Source organism: Mucilaginibacter sp. UR6-11, assembly GCF_020880695.1.
Taxonomy (GTDB): Bacteria; Bacteroidota; Bacteroidia; order Sphingobacteriales; family Sphingobacteriaceae; genus Mucilaginibacter.
In genome coordinates, this window is record NZ_JAJIWO010000001.1 from 29502 (window position 1) to 45854 (window position 16353).

At 41.2% G+C, this 16353-nt stretch carries 14 protein-coding genes; 2 read left to right on the forward strand and 12 right to left on the reverse strand.

The features are described 5' to 3' along the window. Positions 1-24: 24 nt before the first annotated feature. The 3 genes from LJ658_RS00145 to LJ658_RS00155 form a co-directional block, all read right to left on the reverse strand. Positions 25-1176, reverse strand: coding sequence for a carboxypeptidase-like regulatory domain-containing protein (locus tag LJ658_RS00145; RefSeq protein ID WP_230544420.1), 1152 nt, complete (start codon positions 1174-1176; stop codon positions 25-27). A 183-nt stretch (positions 1177-1359) separates the two neighbouring features. Beyond that, positions 1360-2556, reverse strand: coding sequence for a carboxypeptidase-like regulatory domain-containing protein (locus LJ658_RS00150; RefSeq protein ID WP_230544421.1), 1197 nt, complete (start codon positions 2554-2556; stop codon positions 1360-1362). Positions 2557-2625: 69 nt separating this feature from the next. Then, entirely contained in the window at positions 2626-3309 is a 684-nt protein-coding gene (locus LJ658_RS00155; protein WP_230544422.1) for a heme exporter protein CcmB, read from the reverse strand. 76 nt (positions 3310-3385) lie between these two features. Here LJ658_RS00155 and LJ658_RS00160 point away from each other — a divergent pair, with 76 nt between their 5' ends. Further along, a complete protein-coding gene (locus tag LJ658_RS00160) occupies positions 3386-3871 on the forward strand; it encodes a methylated-DNA--[protein]-cysteine S-methyltransferase (protein WP_230544423.1) in 486 nt (161 codons plus the stop codon). Here the strand turns inward: LJ658_RS00160 and LJ658_RS00165 are convergent. The 8 genes from LJ658_RS00165 to LJ658_RS00200 form a co-directional block, all read right to left on the reverse strand. Beyond that, complete coding sequence (locus LJ658_RS00165; RefSeq protein ID WP_230544424.1) at positions 3868-5799, reverse strand: response regulator; 1932 nt, start codon at positions 5797-5799, stop codon at positions 3868-3870. The genes LJ658_RS00160 and LJ658_RS00165 overlap by 4 nt on opposite strands. Positions 5800-5827: 28 nt before the next feature. Next, complete coding sequence (locus LJ658_RS00170) at positions 5828-6415, reverse strand: chemotaxis protein CheB (RefSeq protein WP_230544425.1); 588 nt, start codon at positions 6413-6415, stop codon at positions 5828-5830. After that, the gene (locus tag LJ658_RS00175; protein ID WP_230544426.1) at positions 6405-7232 is read right to left on the reverse strand and encodes a protein-glutamate O-methyltransferase CheR; all 828 of its coding nucleotides are present in this window, start codon (positions 7230-7232) and stop codon (positions 6405-6407) included. Before LJ658_RS00175 ends, LJ658_RS00170 begins: the two co-directional genes overlap by 11 nt. A 1-nt stretch (position 7233) precedes the next feature. After that, complete coding sequence (locus LJ658_RS00180; RefSeq protein ID WP_230544427.1) at positions 7234-10665, reverse strand: response regulator; 3432 nt, start codon at positions 10663-10665, stop codon at positions 7234-7236. A gap of 105 nt (positions 10666-10770) precedes the next feature. Then, entirely contained in the window at positions 10771-11178 is a 408-nt protein-coding gene (locus LJ658_RS00185; RefSeq protein WP_230544428.1) for a hypothetical protein, read from the reverse strand. A gap of 8 nt (positions 11179-11186) precedes the next feature. Continuing rightward, positions 11187-11516, reverse strand: coding sequence for a gliding motility protein GldC (gene gldC, locus LJ658_RS00190; RefSeq protein WP_230544429.1), 330 nt, complete (start codon positions 11514-11516; stop codon positions 11187-11189). 75 nt (positions 11517-11591) lie between these two features. After that, complete coding sequence (locus LJ658_RS00195; RefSeq protein ID WP_230544430.1) at positions 11592-11858, reverse strand: hypothetical protein; 267 nt, start codon at positions 11856-11858, stop codon at positions 11592-11594. Positions 11859-11861: 3 nt separating this feature from the next. Then, on the reverse strand, positions 11862-13208 hold the full coding sequence (locus LJ658_RS00200; protein ID WP_230544431.1) for a DEAD/DEAH box helicase: 1347 nt from the start codon (positions 13206-13208) through the stop codon (positions 11862-11864). Positions 13209-13346: 138 nt separating this feature from the next. On the opposite strand from LJ658_RS00200, the gene LJ658_RS00205 reads away from it, so the two are divergent. After that, on the forward strand, positions 13347-13931 hold the full coding sequence (locus LJ658_RS00205; RefSeq protein ID WP_230544432.1) for an NUDIX hydrolase: 585 nt from the start codon (positions 13347-13349) through the stop codon (positions 13929-13931). 5 nt (positions 13932-13936) lie between these two features. Here LJ658_RS00205 and LJ658_RS00210 read toward each other — a convergent pair whose 3' ends face one another. After that, positions 13937-16309 (reverse strand): CHASE3 domain-containing protein, encoded by a 2373-nt coding sequence (locus LJ658_RS00210; RefSeq protein WP_230544433.1) that lies wholly within the window; start codon positions 16307-16309, stop codon positions 13937-13939. Positions 16310-16353 lie beyond the last annotated feature (44 nt).

The window sequence follows — 16353 nt, forward strand, 5'->3', positions numbered from 1 at the left end:
TTGGCAGGCAACTATGTTAAGCAGCTATCGTTTTTCTGACGGAACATAATCAACCGGTAACAGTTCAGACAGCCTTGCCTTGCTCCAGGTGCCCTCATATAAGGGTTCGCCGGATATTACAATACCGTTTTTGTCAAACAAAGCGTACGGCGGGTTATTGTACAGGGTAACAACGCTTATTTCATAATTGGGCATATCCAGCGGCCTGAAAATGTCTTTGTAGTTGGTTTCGTCACGTTTTTTGGTATACATTACGTATAGGTAATTAGGAAATGTTATAGCATATATACCCTGCTGCCCGGTCTTTCTTAATACCTCGTATGAGTACCAGGGAATTTGTGTAACTCTTTCCTGGGTGTATTTAGACAGGTTGGCAATCTCGATCCAGTGGTTTACAGAGTCGCCCCGGTTAATTGATTTAAACCTGTTTATTTTTTGATGAATTATTTGGTCTGACGGCCTGTCCGGATTTGGATAGCGTGTTAGCCTGCGCATTTCAAACCCGTCTTCAGCCAGTTTATCGGTATAGAGCGACCGGTAGAAATGCATCGGCGAACCATAATAGGCTATGTCCCTGTTTTTTTGCCATATCTTTTTTTGCGCTGCCGAACCGGGCAGGTCTTCAAACAAGCGTTCGCCACCATAAGTGATTACACCTGATATGGCATCGCTTTTGAAATCCTTAAGCAAAAACTTTACCCTGTATCCCAGCCCGCGGTTATCAATCACCAGGAAATTATCTGTTTCCGCTTCCAGCGTCAGTTGCCTTTTATGATAGGTAAAATAGAGTACGTCCGGGTTAAGGATCTGGCATAACTTGGCGTTTTCATCAGTACCCAAAAAATCCTTTTTAAACTGTTCAAAATTTCTTTTCCAGTCGGCTTTAGCGGTAGTCGAGATGGTTACTTCTCTTAATTGAATTGTTTTTGGCGAGAGCTCAACATTTACCGTAACAGACTCGTCATCTACCTGTATTTTCTTTGTAAAATCCTCAAATCCAACAGCAGTAACAACCAGCGTATACTGGCCCGGCCTGAGTTTATATAAAGCGAAAGTTCCGTCAGCCAGACTGATGGTACCGAATGATGAATTACTTAAGAAAACGCTGGCCCTTTGTACGGGCGATTTTGTTTCTTTGGACGTTACCTTACCGGTTATGCTTGCATTTTGCGCCATCGTTAAAACGGGGCATAACAAACACCATATGATTAACCGGAAAAACCGCATAGATAATTTAACATTAAGCTTTTTTTAAAATGCTAATTAAAACAATTACAAGTAAATATTTCATCCCTGCAAGTATAAAAAATATTAAATCTATACATTCTAATTTCGTTTTAATCTACAGCAGCCGGTCCATCAGGGTTGTTTACCATAAGGTGTATAGTCAACGGGTAATAATACGGATAAACGGGCCTGCGACCAGGTGCCTTCATACAGCGGGCTATTTGCTATGATGGTTCCGTTACTATCTATTATTATTGGCTGGTTATCATTAACAAGGCTGACTATTGTTGTAGCATAATTAAGGTCATGAGGAATGCGATATACATCTTTATAGTAATTGGTTTCCCATTTTTTGGTATAAACCACATATAAATGATCAGGGAACGATATGGCCAACAAACCAGGCCTCGCCGTTTTTTGCACGATATCTTTTGCGGCGAATTTTCCTTTAAACTTCTGATTTGAATATCGTGAAAAATGCCCTGCCTGCATCCAATATACCAATGAATCTGCACTTAACTTCTTAGCAATATCCAAGTGCTGTTGTATTTCATCATCGGACGGACGCCTGGTGTTAAACTGGCGCGACAGGCGATAAATTTTAAACCCGGCATCGTCAAGGCTGTCCCTGTAAAGCGACCGGTAAAAATGCATCGCCGAGCCAAAGTATGCTTCGTCGCGTTTTTGGTGCCATTTTTTTTGTTTCGATCCGCCGCCTTTCATTTCCTCGAAAACCTGACTGCCGGAGTAGGCAACGTTACCGGTAAGGAGCTGGCTTTTAAAGTTCTTCAATAAAAATTTTATACGATAACCCAATGCCTCGTTTTCAACTATCAGGAACTCATCAGTATAAGCCTCAAGCACACTTTTATTTTGGCTGTAGGTGAAGTTTAACACCTCCGGATTAACAATGTTACAGTCACCAGCATTAACGTCAGTGCCGATAAAATCCTGTTTAAACTGTTCAAGCGCTTTCTTTTTATCGGCTTTTGAAATGGTAGATATGGTAACCTCTTTAAGTTGGGTAACCTTTGGTGTCAGCCCGATATCTAAATTAACCGGTGCGTCATTTACAACCAGGATCCGCGTATAATCTTCATACCCTATAGTGGATACAACCAGGTTATACTGCCCGGGTTTTAATCCGTTTAACTTGAAGGTGCCATCTTTACCGGTTGAAGTACCAAAGGAGGAATTGCTTAAAAAAACGCTGGCCCCGGCAATTGGCGCCTTTGTATCAGCTGCTGAAATTTTACCGGTAACAACCTGGCTTTGTGCCCTGACAATTATAGGTAGCAGGATCAACATTAATATCCGGAATAATTTCATGGGGTGTTATAGTATGCTTTGCTAAATATCATTAAAGTTTATTTAAACGAAGTTTGTTTGCAGGTATTGCTAATCGCGCCATAAATAAGGGAAGAGTAATAATGCTGTTGCCAGAACTATGGCGTTAATAGCACAAAGCACGCCGATATCGCCATAACTTAAGCTGCGCTCTATCCCGTCCATGGCGTTTTTACTTAAACGGATCAATATCAAAATAACGGGTATAATGACGGGGAAACTTAATATAGCCATCAAGGTACCGTTATTGCCGGCTTTTGAAGCAATGGCAGATATCATTGTAAAAACCGTGGAGAAACTGAGGCTTCCCAGGATCACAACTAAAAAATAAAATAAAGGGTCGCCTATGGTATTGGTAAAGAAAACCAGGTAAACCAGCAATGCCAATATGCTGAGCAACGACATCAGCAGGATATTGTAAATGGTTTTTGATAAAATTATGGCATGCGGGCTAGCTATAGCATAATAATACAGCAACCTGCTCTTACTTTCCTGCATAAAACTTTTTGCTATAGCGTTAACCGATGCAAACAGGATAATAATCCAGAATAATACGTTCCATACTACTTTATAGCCGGTGCTTTTATCAAAACCCGGGGTAAGGTTAAAAGAAATATAACAAACAAACACCGTTGACACCACATATAACAACACACCATTAAACGCGTATTTTGAGCGCCACTCCAACACAACCTCTTTTTTAAAAAGCTCCCACGTTTGGTCAATGAGTTTCATAACTGTAAAAGTAGTGATTAGAGATTAGTTAATTAACGATTAGTAAAAAATGGTGTTCATTTAATAACTTTACCTGATGCCGGTAGCTTACTATAAAACACCCGTAGGGATAGCCCAGATAACAGAAGAGGATGATTTCATTACCCGCATTCATATTATGGATGATGAGCCTGCCGGCGGATCTGCCACATCCCCATTACTTACTGAAACTATGAAACAATTTGATGAGTATTTTGCCGGTACACGAAAGGTTTTTGATCTTCCCATCAGGCAACACGGCTCAGATTTTCAGCAACTGGTTTGGCAGGAATTATTAAAAATAGAATATGGCAAAACGATTAGCTACAACCAGCAGTCTGTACAAATGAACAGCCCGCTGGCGATACGTGCCATTGCTGCGGCTAACGGTAAAAACAATCTTTGGGTGGTTGTACCCTGCCACCGGGTAATAGGATCAAACGGGAGTTTAACCGGCTACGCCGGTGGCTTATGGCGAAAGAAATGGTTGCTTGAGCACGAAGCCAAAGTAATGGGCATAGGGCAGACAAAGCTGGAGCTTTAAACTGACGGCCTCAATAGCTTCGATATTTTTTTATATAACTGACCAGGCTGAAAAGGTTTGGACAGCACATCATTCATACCCGACGCCAATGCCTCCTGCTGTTCATGATCAAAAGTGGCCGCAGACAATGAAATTATGGGTATGCTTCTTTTGGGCTCGGCAAAATCAACCCTTATTTTACGGGCAGTCTGATAGCCATTCATTTCAGGCATATGGGTATCCATTAATATCAGGTCGTATTCGTTATCTCTCAATTTATCAAGTGCCTTAATGCCGTTATTGACCATATCAACGTTCACTTTCCATTCGGTCAGTATTTTTGACAGCATGAATTGATTAACCAAATTATCCTCGGCAACCAATATTTTAACATCGGTAAACGGCTCAGGCACGTTGTCAGGTCTTTTATTGCTTTCGTCTTTTGGTTTGGCTGCAATAGCATATGAGTTGGTAAAGCTAAAAACACTCCCCTTCCCTATCCTGCTGTCGACGGCTAATTCGCCGCCTTTCAGTTCTACTAATTTTTTAACAATAGCAAGCCCAAGCCCTGTCCCCCCATATTTATTGGCGATGTCGTCATCAGCTTGTTCAAACGATTCAAAAATGTCCTTTAAACGATGTTTAGGTATGCCTATACCTGTATCTTCTACTGTAAACTTCAGTTTTACTTTATCATTTTCTTTTTGTAATAAAGCAATGTTGAGTTTAACATGGCCCCGCTTGGTAAACTTTATGGCATTACTCAATAAATTCATTAATATCTGGTTCAACCTTAGTGAGTCAAACATCAGATATTCCGGAATTTCAGGATCAACGTCTAAAAAGAATTCAATATGCTCCTCGTCAGCCTTAAACTTAAGCAAACGATAAACGGCTTGCACAACGTCTGTAAGTTTATTGGACGATCTGATGATGCTGAATTTTCCGGCATCTATTTTTGAAATATCAAGCACATCATTAATCACACCAAGTAATGATTGCGACGAAACTTCCAATAAATCAAGCATATCGCTTTGCTGGTCGGTAACTGTAGTTTTACGTAAAAGCGATGTAAGGCCAATAATACCGTTGATAGGTGTCCGCAACTCATGGCTCATATTGGCCAGAAAAGCTTCCTTGGCTTTTTTACCGATCTCTGCTGCTTCTTTTGATTTAATAAGCTGGCTCTGATAACTTTTTTGCGGGGTAATGTCATTAATATTGAAAAATAACATCTTGTTCCGGTAAGCTACACGGCACTCTACAGAAATCGGAGTTTTAGAAAAAGTTACAAATTGAAAGCCCATTACCGCAAGGCTGAGATTCTCTTTAACTATACTTCCCAGTTTTTTGTGGAACGCCGGTTTATCATCCTTAACCACACGGTCAAGAATACTTTTACCGATTAGTTCTGCCTGCCTGAAACCCAATATGGTTTCGGCTGCAGGGTTGATACTTTTTATACGCAGGGTATCCGCGTCAACAACACAAATAATATCAGCCGAATTTTTTACCACCGTAGCAAAGTTTTCAAGCTCGTCATTTTTTTGCTTAACCTCTGCCTGCGCGCGGGCCAGTTGTATAAATGAATCAACTTTAGCTGAGGTGATATAGGGATCAAGCGGTTTGTAAAGGTAATCAACCGCGCCCACCCCGAGTCCTTTTACCGCATATTTGGTTTCCTTTGATATGGCGGTCACAAAAATCACCATTATGTCACAGGTCCGTGGATTTGATTTTAGCATTTCAACAAACTCAAATCCATCCATCTCGGGCATCTGCACGTCAACAAGCGCTATCGAAATATTGTTCTCCCAGGCTATTTTAAGTCCTTCATTTGGCGATATCGTTGAAAAAAGTTTAATATCCTTCCGGTTTAACAGCGCCTCAAGCGCTACAATATTTTCGACACGGTCATCAACTATAAGGATATTAATGGGAACTAGCATTATAAAAAGTTTGGTTCAGCGCTAATAATTATAATTGAAAAAGTTCTAAAATATCTTTGGCTGTTAAAATATACTCCGCGGCTTTCATATCAATAGCAGCCTGCGGCATTTCTGACATCTCAGCCTCAATCGGGTCCTGAACTATGGTTAATGCCCCGTTATTGCGTAATTTAAGCAATCCGGCAGCCCCGTCAGGATTAGCCCCAGAAAATAATACAGCGGTACATCTTTCATGATAAATATCAGAGGCACTCTCAAAAGCTACATCAATTGATGGTTTTGAATACCATACAGCGTCAGATACATCCAAACTAAAAGATCGGTCTTTTTCAATAAGGGTATGATAATTGGCAGGTGCTATATAAATAGTGTTATTGTTTATCACATCCTTGTCACTAACTTCCCTCAACAACATACGGCTGCTATCTGCAAACAGTTTTTCTATTTCGCTAAAAAAGTTTTTTTTCCGGTGGATGATTATCATTACCGCTTTATTTAAATTAGCGGGGAATATTTTAACGGCATTATAAATGGGTTTGAATGAGCCCGCGGAGCCCCCTAATAACAACAGATCGGAGTTATGCCAGCGTTCAATTATTTTAGGATCAAGAGCCAATTTTCTGGTATATGTTTTCTTTCTGATTAATTACTTTAAATTTCGTTCTGAAATTATCAGACCGGATAGTTTCTTTGGCCCCCAGGCATAGAAAGCCCAACGGCGCCAGGCTTTTATAAAAAAGATCCAGTATCCGCTCCTGCAGTGCAATCTCAAAATAGATGAAAACGTTGCGGCAGCTTATTAGCTGAAATTCATTAAACACGTTATCAGATACCAAATTGTGTACAGAAAACAAAGTGTTTTGTTTCAGCTCGCTGTGTATGGTGGCCGCATCATACAGTATCGTAAAATGATCCGTTATTGATCCTTCAAGGCCGGCCATCTGGTAATTTTCGGCATAACTTTTTATTTTACGCAAGCTATAAATACCTTTTCTTGCCTCTTTAAGGCATTCGGTATTGATATCGGTGCCGTATATGAATGATTTTTTTCTTAATCCGGCGGTTTGCATTAATATTGCTAGCGAGTAGGCCTCCTCACCTGAAGCACAACCGGCACACCATATTTTAGTATGCTGATAAGAGGACAGATACGGGATAACCTGCTTATTAAATGCCTTATAAAAACTGGGGTCACGGAACATTTCCGTAACGTTAACCGTGATCTCTTCCAGAAACTGCTGAAAAAAGCCCGCGTCATTTACCAGGGTATGCTTAAGGTCATAAAACTGCATCCTTTTTAACTGCATTATCCTGGTCATCCGCCTTTTTAACGATGCTTTTGTATAGCTGCCAAAATCAAAACCATATATCCTTTTTACGAGATCAATGATCTCTGTAACTTGTGGCGTTGTTATGGTTTCGTCTGGCTGCATACTATTTGTCCAGCCATAATTGCATCAATGCTATTAAACGGTCCATATCAACCGGCTTGGTTATATAATCATTAGCACCGGCTTCTATACATTTTTCGCGGTCGTCCTTCATGGCTTTTGCTGTTAAAGCTATAATAGGCAACCTTGACCATTTGTTTTGTTTACGAATATATCGGGTTGCTTCATAGCCGTCCATCTTGGGCATCATGATATCCATTAATACAATATCAATGTCGGTCATTTGTTCCAGCTTGGCTATCGCTTCTTCGCCGTCGCCCGCTATTTCAACATTCATATCATAGCCCTGTAAGGCACTGCTTAAAGCAAAAATATTACGCATATCATCATCAACAATGAGCACTTTTTTGCCTTTTACGCCATCCTTGCCTGAAACAGCCGCGGCTTTGGCAGCTGCTGATCCGGCTTGTGGTGCCGTACTTATTTTATTTAAAAACAAATTCACTTCGTCTATTAATCTGTCTGATGATTTATTTGTTTTAACAACCATAGCATTGGCATATTTCATTAAACGGCTTACAGAGGTTTTATCCAGTTCCATAGCGGTATTAATAATTACTGGTAATGACGAGAACCTCTCAACTGCTTTAATTTTATCCAGTAAATCCAATCCTGAAATATCGGGCAGGTTAAGGTCCAGTATAACGCATTGGTATTCGTTTTCATGCAACATCCTGAACGCCGACTCGCCATCAAACGCCTGATCAACCGTAATACCGTTAGCCTGCATCATTTCTTTCAGGGCCTGGCTCTGCGCCATGTGATCTTCAACAAGTAATATTTGTTTAAACCGGGTACCGGTATTGATCATTATATCGCCAAAAAGCTTATCAAGGACACCGGCGTCAATAGGCTTTTTAAGGAAGCTGATTGCCCCCTCTTTACGCACACGGGTTGCGGCGGCATCTCCTGCGGACATCAAATGCACCGGTATATCTGATGTTTCCTCGTCTTGCTTCAACTCCTTTAATATTTGCCAGCCATCTTTACCCGGCAGCATAATATCCAGTATTACTGCATCGGGTTGTTTTTCTTTAATAACCTGGACGGCGGTAGTACCCTCATTGACAACAACCGACTGGTATCCATGATCTCGCGAGTAATCCTGCAATATACTGGCGAAGTTTTTATCGTCTTCAACAATAACCACCAGCGGCTCACGGCCTTCCTGCCTTGCGGGTTTTACCAAAGGCGTCAAAAATTCTCTGACCGGAGCAAAGGTTTCAACAGTTTGCACGCTATCTTCCTCAGTAACAACTGCTGCTTTAGCCTGTACCGGGATGGTTAATATAAACTCACTGCCTTCGCCCGGCTTGCTGTGTAAAGTTATCGTACCGCCCAGCAAGGCTGTCAGCTCACGGCTGATTGAAAGCCCCAGCCCGGTACCGCCGTATTTGCGACTGGTTGAACCATCGGCCTGCTGAAACGCTTCAAATATTATTTTTTGTTTGGCCGGCGGGATACCTATACCGGTATCTTTTATAGAGAAACTAATGGTTTGCGGTAATTTACCGGCGTCAACGTCAATGGCTATTGCTCCGTTTTCGGGCGTAAACTTAAATGCGTTCGACAATAGATTTTTTATTACCTGTTCTACCCGTACCTTGTCTGTAAATACCGTTGGTGCTACATTTTTTACGCTGGTAGTGAACTTTATCCGCTTGTTGGATGCCAACTCTGCGAATAACATTTCCATATCCGACAGGATATCTGAAATCTTAATATCCTCGTTCTGCATATCCAGTTTACCCGATTCAATTTTTGAAAGGTCAAGGATATCATTGATCAGCGTCAGCAGGTCATTTCCTGCATTAAATATCACACTGGCGTATTTAATCTGATCGTCTGATAAATTAGCCGGTTTATTGTCTTTTAATATACGGGCCAGCACGAGTATACTATTAAGCGGCGTGCGCAGTTCATGGCTCATGTTAGCCAAAAATTCAGACTTGTATTTACCGGTAGTTTCCAGTTCTTCAACCTTAACGTTAATAGCGGCACGGGCTTCTTCAATAGCCTGATTTTTCTCTTCAAGCAAGCTTGCTTTTTCCTCCAACTCGGCATTTATAGTGCGCAGTTCTTCCTGTTGCACCCTAAGCTCCTCTTCTGATGCTTCCAACATTTCTGTTTTATTCATCAGCTCCTCATTGGTGACACGCATTTCTTCCTGTTGCGCTGCCAGTTCCTCGGCCTGCTGTTGTGTTTCTTCAAACAGATCATGCATAATAGTGCGGGCCTGAGCAGTATTGACAGCTATGCCGACGTCATTTGCGATAGCCTTAAAATATTGTTTGTTATAATCTTTTAACTCGCCGGTAAAAGCTATCTCTAAAACACCTTTCAGCTTTTTGTCAAAGAAGAACGGCAAAACATAAGTCTCAACCGCATTGTCAAGCACCACAGATGATTGCAGGTCAAGTTTATCGTTTAATTTTCCTTTGACAACGGCCCCTTTCCCGGTCCGGGCGACCTCGCCTATCCAGCCCTCGCCCAAGGCTACTGTTTGCTTTATGCTGTTAAGATTTGAAAATGCATAAGCTGCATATAGGTCTAAACGCGTTTCCTGTTCATTGTATAAATAAATTGTGCCCGTTACCGCTTGGGTGTACTCACAAATTTCGGCCAGTACGTTTTCTGACAGTTCCTTCTCGCTTTGCTGGCCCTGCATCTTTTCATTAAGAGAACCGGCACCGGTAAGCAACCAGTTTTTGGCTTCATTCTCGCCCAATACTTTCTCAAGTTCAATATTGGTGATTTTAATTTCCTCCTCTATTTTTTTCTGTGCGGCAAAGGTGCGTTCTATATAATAAAAAAGGAAAAGGATAATCACCAGGAATATCAGGGAACCAACCACAATAAACGTTATGGCATTGGTAGACGCTACTTTTGAACTTGCTTTACGGGCAGCAAGTAATTCATTCTCAGTATCAATTACATGACCAACAATTTTCCGGATACCATCCATATTTTGCTTGCCGTTAACAAACATATCATGCTGAACCATAAAGTCCAATCCTTTGCTGTCGCGTGTTTCTATATTTTCTTTCAGAATATTTAGCTGGTCATTAACCATGGCAGCTAAAGTATCTAACCTGGCAACCTGTGCCGGGTTATCAGAGATTAGTCCTCTTAAATCTTCTAAATCAGAATTAATTACCGGCAATGCGTTTTTATAAGGATCAAGAAATTCCTTTTTAGCGGTGGCGCCATAGCCACGCATACCGGTTTCTGCATCAATCAATTGTTGAAGCAGATTAGTTGATGTCTTGATCACCTTTTGGGTATGATCAACCATCAGGGTATCATTTTCTAACTGATCAATACTTTTGTAAGATAGTATTCCGACGATAAAAACAAGCAATATAGACACGGCGAAACCCGCTAAAACCTGGTTTCGAAAAGATAGTTTAAGCATTCTAGATAGTTTGGTGTTGCAAATATGTAAAAAAACTTCTTTTTGGTTTTGATGCCGGGTAATTAACAGATGTTTTTACTAATTGTTGCAACATATTTCTTATAGCTAACGGGAATACCGGGATGTTTTAAACATTGAACCCGCGAGTGCGGTTAGCGGGCCGGCAGCTAACAAATACCATCCCCATTTAAATTTTATCTGGCTTGACAAAAACCCGGCAATCGATTTAAACGGGATAAAGCTAAAACTGGTATGCACTTTTAAGTAGGCCGCCACAAACAACACCAATACTAAGAGTAAAGACAACCATGCCGTAAGGCGCACCAATTTTATGCGGGTTAAGATGACCCCTAATATGCCTACCACCGATACCAGCAATATTACCATACCATACGGGCGGTTAAGATCATATACATCCATATTAAATAAATGGAAAGGACGCAGTAAAGGGCACCAGGTGCCGGCCATTAACAGTACGAATCCGACAAATGATACTAATGACGGTAATCTCATGGCAGGTATTATTTAGATATTTCCATTTTCTCGGCGAAGTGAGCGCAGTAGTCGCGCAGGTCTTCAATGATATTGGTTTCGCCGGTTGCCCTTAAAAAACTATCGCCCATCGTCATTAAGGTTTGGTAAAAAAAGACCTTCATTTCATCAACAGGCATGTCTTTTGTCCAAAGGTCAATACGCAGGGCATTTTTATAATTCTGATCCCAAAGCGACAGCATAATTGATTTCACTGGCACGGCCTCTTTATTTGTTGAGTCGGTTGATTCCCATAAAATATTTTCAGGAACATTATTGTCATCAAGTTCTACAGTAACTTTAATTTCGGCAGTTTTCATTTAAGTTATTTGATTTTTATAAGGTGATGAAGGCATCAGGACCGCGTTGTTTTAGCCCTGATAATCATTCAGTAATTATTTAACAAGTAAAAATATTATAGTGGCCAAAGTTATAAAGCTTAGCTCTATCAGCCATAATTTTTTAAGCCCGGGGAAGAAATTGCGGAACATTATATCCATAAATGACACTACAAAAGCAAACAGCAAAAATATCAGGCTTATGGCGCCGCCCAAATGCGGAAATTTCATGCCGGTTACAGCCGCCCCGTTTATCCAGACGTAAACAGACAGGAGCAGGAAAAATGCAGTGGCAAAGTTTAAAGGTGTTATTCTGATCTTCATTTACTAATGCTTCTTTTTAAAATTCTTTGGCTTACCTTTTTTTGGCGGGCCGCCGGCGCCGGTGCGTTTGGCTTTTTCGGCATCAAATTTCTTGCGCTGGTTCATTGTTTTCTTTTCGTGGAAGGCTCCTTTAAAATCAGGATCCTCTTTACGTTTCTGCAGATCTATTTCACGGTTCTGATCCTGGCGCTCCTCGTAAGGCGTTTCCTCAATAAAAACTTCGGGTGGCATGGGTTCAACCGGGATAGTTTGCTTAATCAGCTTTTGGATCTTGCCTACATAATATTCTTCGGTAGGGTTACAAAATGTTATGGCAACGCCCGATTGAAGGGCCCTGCCCGTACGGCCGATACGATGTACATAATCTTCAAATACCACCGGCACGTCAAAGTTTATCACGTGGCTCACATCGCTCACATCAATCCCGCGCGAAGCTACGTCTGTGGCTACCAGTATCTTCACTTCATCGTTCTTAAATGCGTTCATGGAGTTAATACGGGTATTTTGCCCTTTGTTGGCATGCAGCACTCTTACCTGTCCTTCGCCATACTTACGCAGCAGGAATTTATATACATCCTCTGCAACTGTACGGGTCTTGCAGAAAACCATCAGCTTGGTAATATCGCTTTCGTCTTTCAGCAACTCACGCAGCAGGTTGATCTTGGTTTTCATGTTAGGCACATGATACAGCTTTTGTATAACTGTTTCGGCCGGCGTAGCCTGCGGACTAACCTCGATAACTGTAGGAAACTCCAGGAAATTACCTGACAACTCCTGTATTTTATCAGACATCGTAGCCGAGAACAAAAGGTTTTGCCGCTTTACCGGCACAACTTCCAATATGCGATTTATCTGGGGCATAAAGCCCATATCCATCATTTTATCAGCTTCATCCAGCACTAAAACCTGCAGGGTTTTGGTTACGATGTGTCCGGCCAGGTAAATATCCATAAAACGGCCGGGGGTAGCAACAATGATATCAACCCCTTTATTAATAAGCTCTATCTGAGTTTTTGGGCCCAGGCCGCCGTATACAGATACAACACGCAGGTCGGTATATTTGGCATATTGCTTCACATTTTCTTCAATCTGCATAGCCAGCTCACGTGTCGGGGCAATAATAAGCGCACGGGCATGGTCGCCCTGGGCATATTTAAGGCGCATTACTATAGGCAATACATACGCAGCGGTTTTACCGGTACCTGTTTGGGCTATGCCCATAACATCCTGCCCGTTCAATATAGGCGGCATAGCCTTTTGCTGTACGGGCGTAGGCTCGGTGTAACCAGCATCGGCAATGGCATTTAAAATTTGCCGGTTAAAATTAAAATCCTCGAAAGTTATTGCCATGGCACAAAGATAGTTTTCTTTGCGGTGAAAGGCGAAAGGTAAAAGCCTAAAGGTTTTAACGCGAAGATTCCACTTTCTAAAAATTAAAATCTTTAGATCGCCCGCCTGCCATCTTAATTAATTCTTTAATTTTAGCCGATGCCCATAAATAAAGAAATACAAAAATGGACCGTGCTCCACGAGCAGGATGTATCGCCCAGTCCGTGGTTCCCGTTGGTTAAACATACCGTAAAGCTGGCCAACGGGAATGTTATTGATGATTATTATTTTTCGCCATTAGGCGATGTAGCCCAGGTATTACCAATCACCAAAAATAACGAGGTAGTACTGGTGAAACAATATAAACACGCCCTTGGCGAAGTATTGCTGGAATTACCCGGCGGAATGCAACAAAAAAATAAATCAATTATCGCATCGGTCCTGAACGAACTGGAAGAGGAAACCGGCATCCGGGCTACAGCCGGCCAACTGATCTCACTCGGGAAGATTGCCAATAACCCCACGAAACTAAACCAGGTGACTTATGGATTTATTATTTTTGATGCCGAATTTAATGCGGCACAAAAATTAGACCCCACCGAGGATATACAGGTAATTACCCTGCCAGCCCCGCAGGTTTTAAAAATGGCAATCAATGGCGAGATCTGGGTAACCGATTCGCTTAATTTTATATTAAAAGCAGCCTTGGCTTACCCGGACATCTTTGGATTGGCTAAGCGATAAATTAATTACAGTTTAAATTTAATTATAAATTGGGTCCCCTCATTTTCCTTGCTGGTGATTGCTATTTCTCCTCCCAGCGTTTCAACCTGGGTTTTTACCATATAAAGGCCCATACCCTTTCCTTCTATCTCGGGATGAAATCTTTTATACAGTCCAAAAACATAGGCTTTATTCTTTGCCATATCTATCCCCTTGCCATTGTCGGTAAATATCAGTTGCAAAACATTTTTCTCAACCTTGCTCTTAATGGTTACAACAGATAACACCCCGGGCCGGGAATATTTAACGCTATTAGAAATAAGGTTGTAAAAAATGCTGTATAAAAAAGGCTTAACAGTTAAATATTGGTTATGCTGTGAAAAATCATATTCAATACTGATATTTTGCCCGAGCTGATTTTTTATGCTCTCTTTAATATCATTAACCAATTCTGAAAACTGAACAACTTCTTTGGTCTCATTGATATTACCCTTTACCTGCAAAATGTGGTTAAGATCCTTAACCACGTCATCCAGTTTCATGATCGATGTGTTAATTGCTTTATTGAGAATTTCCTGATCTTCTTCCGTAACATCGGTATCATTTAAAGCGCTCGATGCCCCAATGATATTTGCAACCGGGGCACGCAGATTATGTGAAATGATATAGGCAAATTGCTCCAGATCGCTGTTTCGTACCATGAGGTCATTAACCATTTTTGTCCGTTCTATATCTGCCAGTTTAACCGCTGTAACATCCTGTATGATCCCGAATATCCGGGTAGGCACGTCTTCCTTATTTAATTTAAATTTTGCTTCAAGATAAGCGTATCGGGTACTTCCGTTAGCATGGATAAACTTAAAATCAATGACCAGGCTCTTGCAGTCTTTATAGGATTGTTTTACCTTCCGGGTTACAAACTGAATGTCTTCCGGATGTATCATGGTCAGAAACAATTCGGTTGAAGGTTTTACCTTTTCTTTTTTCAGCCCAAATATCTTATACAACCCGTCAGACCATACATCGGTATTGTTTACCAGGTCTATATCAAAGTTGCCGGTGTTTGCGATTGCTTGAGCCTCCCGCAAACGGGATTCACTTCTTTGCAGGTTCTTCTCAGCTATTTTTCGAACCTCGTTTTGAAAAATCAGTTCCTGATTTGCAAAGGCAAGTTCAATCGCCCGTTGTTCTTTTTCCCTGTTTTGGAAAGAAAGCTCCTTGTTGGCTATGACTAATTCAGCTGCCCGTTTTTCTTTCTCGGCGTTATTGTACCACAATTCTTCATTGGCAATAAACAGTTCAACGGCACGCTTTTCTTTTTCTTCGTTTTGAAATAATAACTCTTTATTGGCAATTATTAATTCGGCCGCCCGCTTCTCCTTCTCTTCATTTTGAAACAACAGTTCCTTATTGGCAATAGCCAGTTCGGCCGCTCGCTTTTCTTTCTCTTTATTTTGAAATAACAACTCCTCATTGGCAATAACCAATTCTGCCGCTCGTTTTCCCTTCTCGCCGCTTTGATAATTAAGCTCTTCACCAGCAATAATCAATTCTGCGGCGCGCTTTTCTTTCTCACCGCTTTGGTAGGTAAGCTCTTTATTGGCAATCCGTAATTCGCCCGCCCGTTTTTTCTTTTCGCTGCTTTGATAGGTAAGTTCTATGTTGGCTATAGCCAACTCATCCGCCCGTTTTTCTTTCTCGTTGTTCTGAAAAAAAAGTTCGGCATTAGCAATTACAAGTTCTGCCGCTCGTTCTTCACGTTCGTTATCCTGCAATAAATATTTACCTATGGCTATAATTAATATGATGGTAAAACCAGCCATGATAACAAAGGCCAAGGTAGACAGTTGATTAAACGATTTGAAGCTTTGCGCATTGATGTCCTGCCGTTGTTTTAACAGCACTTTTTCTGCCTGCTCAATAGCCATTATTGTCTGGGAGATCGGGACTGTGTAATACCGGTCATTTTGGGCAGACATATAAGCTATAGCGGCCTGCAATCCATATTGACGACGTATCTCAATAACTTTAAATGTAAAATCAATTCGTTTGCGCGCGTATCCATCTAACAAATCTATCCTATGCTGCTGCGACGGGTTGTCACGGGTTAAAAGCCTGATAGTTTGTATGTCAGCCAAAACCTTTTGCGCTGCAATTTTGGTTGACCGGAGATACTCCTCTTTATTAATTATGATATAGTCCCGTGAATCGGTCTTTATTTCATTAGCCGTCGAAAATATGGTGATAGCCTGGTAGATAACCTGTTCGGTATGCCGAACCCGTTTACCCGACTCAAGGAACTTGTTGTTGCTTTCATACAAGGTATAACCTAAAAGACAATTACAGAGAAGGACTATAAAAGAGAAAAGAAGAAATTTCTGCAGAAGGGTAAATTTCATACCGGCTAGTTAAATTTAAGGATAGGCAAATAGATACTGCTACT

Bases quoted from the DNA above. Each gene is read 5' to 3' on its own strand.
- LJ658_RS00145 (WP_230544420.1), bottom strand. From the start codon at position 1,176: ATGGCGCAAAATGCAAGCATAACCGGTAAGGTAACGTCCAAAGAAACA.
- LJ658_RS00150 (WP_230544421.1), bottom strand. From the start codon at position 2,556: ATGAAATTATTCCGGATATTAATGTTGATCCTGCTACCTATAATTGTC.
- LJ658_RS00155 (WP_230544422.1), bottom strand. From the start codon at position 3,309: ATGAAACTCATTGACCAAACGTGGGAGCTTTTTAAAAAAGAGGTTGTG.
- LJ658_RS00160 (WP_230544423.1), top strand. From the start codon at position 3,386: ATGCCGGTAGCTTACTATAAAACACCCGTAGGGATAGCCCAGATAACA.
- LJ658_RS00165 (WP_230544424.1), bottom strand. From the start codon at position 5,799: ATGCTAGTTCCCATTAATATCCTTATAGTTGATGACCGTGTCGAAAAT.
- LJ658_RS00175 (WP_230544426.1), bottom strand. From the start codon at position 7,232: ATGCAGCCAGACGAAACCATAACAACGCCACAAGTTACAGAGATCATT.
- LJ658_RS00180 (WP_230544427.1), bottom strand. From the start codon at position 10,665: ATGCTTAAACTATCTTTTCGAAACCAGGTTTTAGCGGGTTTCGCCGTG.
- LJ658_RS00185 (WP_230544428.1), bottom strand. From the start codon at position 11,178: ATGAGATTACCGTCATTAGTATCATTTGTCGGATTCGTACTGTTAATG.
- gldC (WP_230544429.1), bottom strand. From the start codon at position 11,516: ATGAAAACTGCCGAAATTAAAGTTACTGTAGAACTTGATGACAATAAT.
- LJ658_RS00195 (WP_230544430.1), bottom strand. From the start codon at position 11,858: ATGAAGATCAGAATAACACCTTTAAACTTTGCCACTGCATTTTTCCTG.
- LJ658_RS00200 (WP_230544431.1), bottom strand. From the start codon at position 13,208: ATGGCAATAACTTTCGAGGATTTTAATTTTAACCGGCAAATTTTAAAT.
- LJ658_RS00205 (WP_230544432.1), top strand. From the start codon at position 13,347: ATGCCCATAAATAAAGAAATACAAAAATGGACCGTGCTCCACGAGCAG.
- LJ658_RS00210 (WP_230544433.1), bottom strand. From the start codon at position 16,309: ATGAAATTTACCCTTCTGCAGAAATTTCTTCTTTTCTCTTTTATAGTC.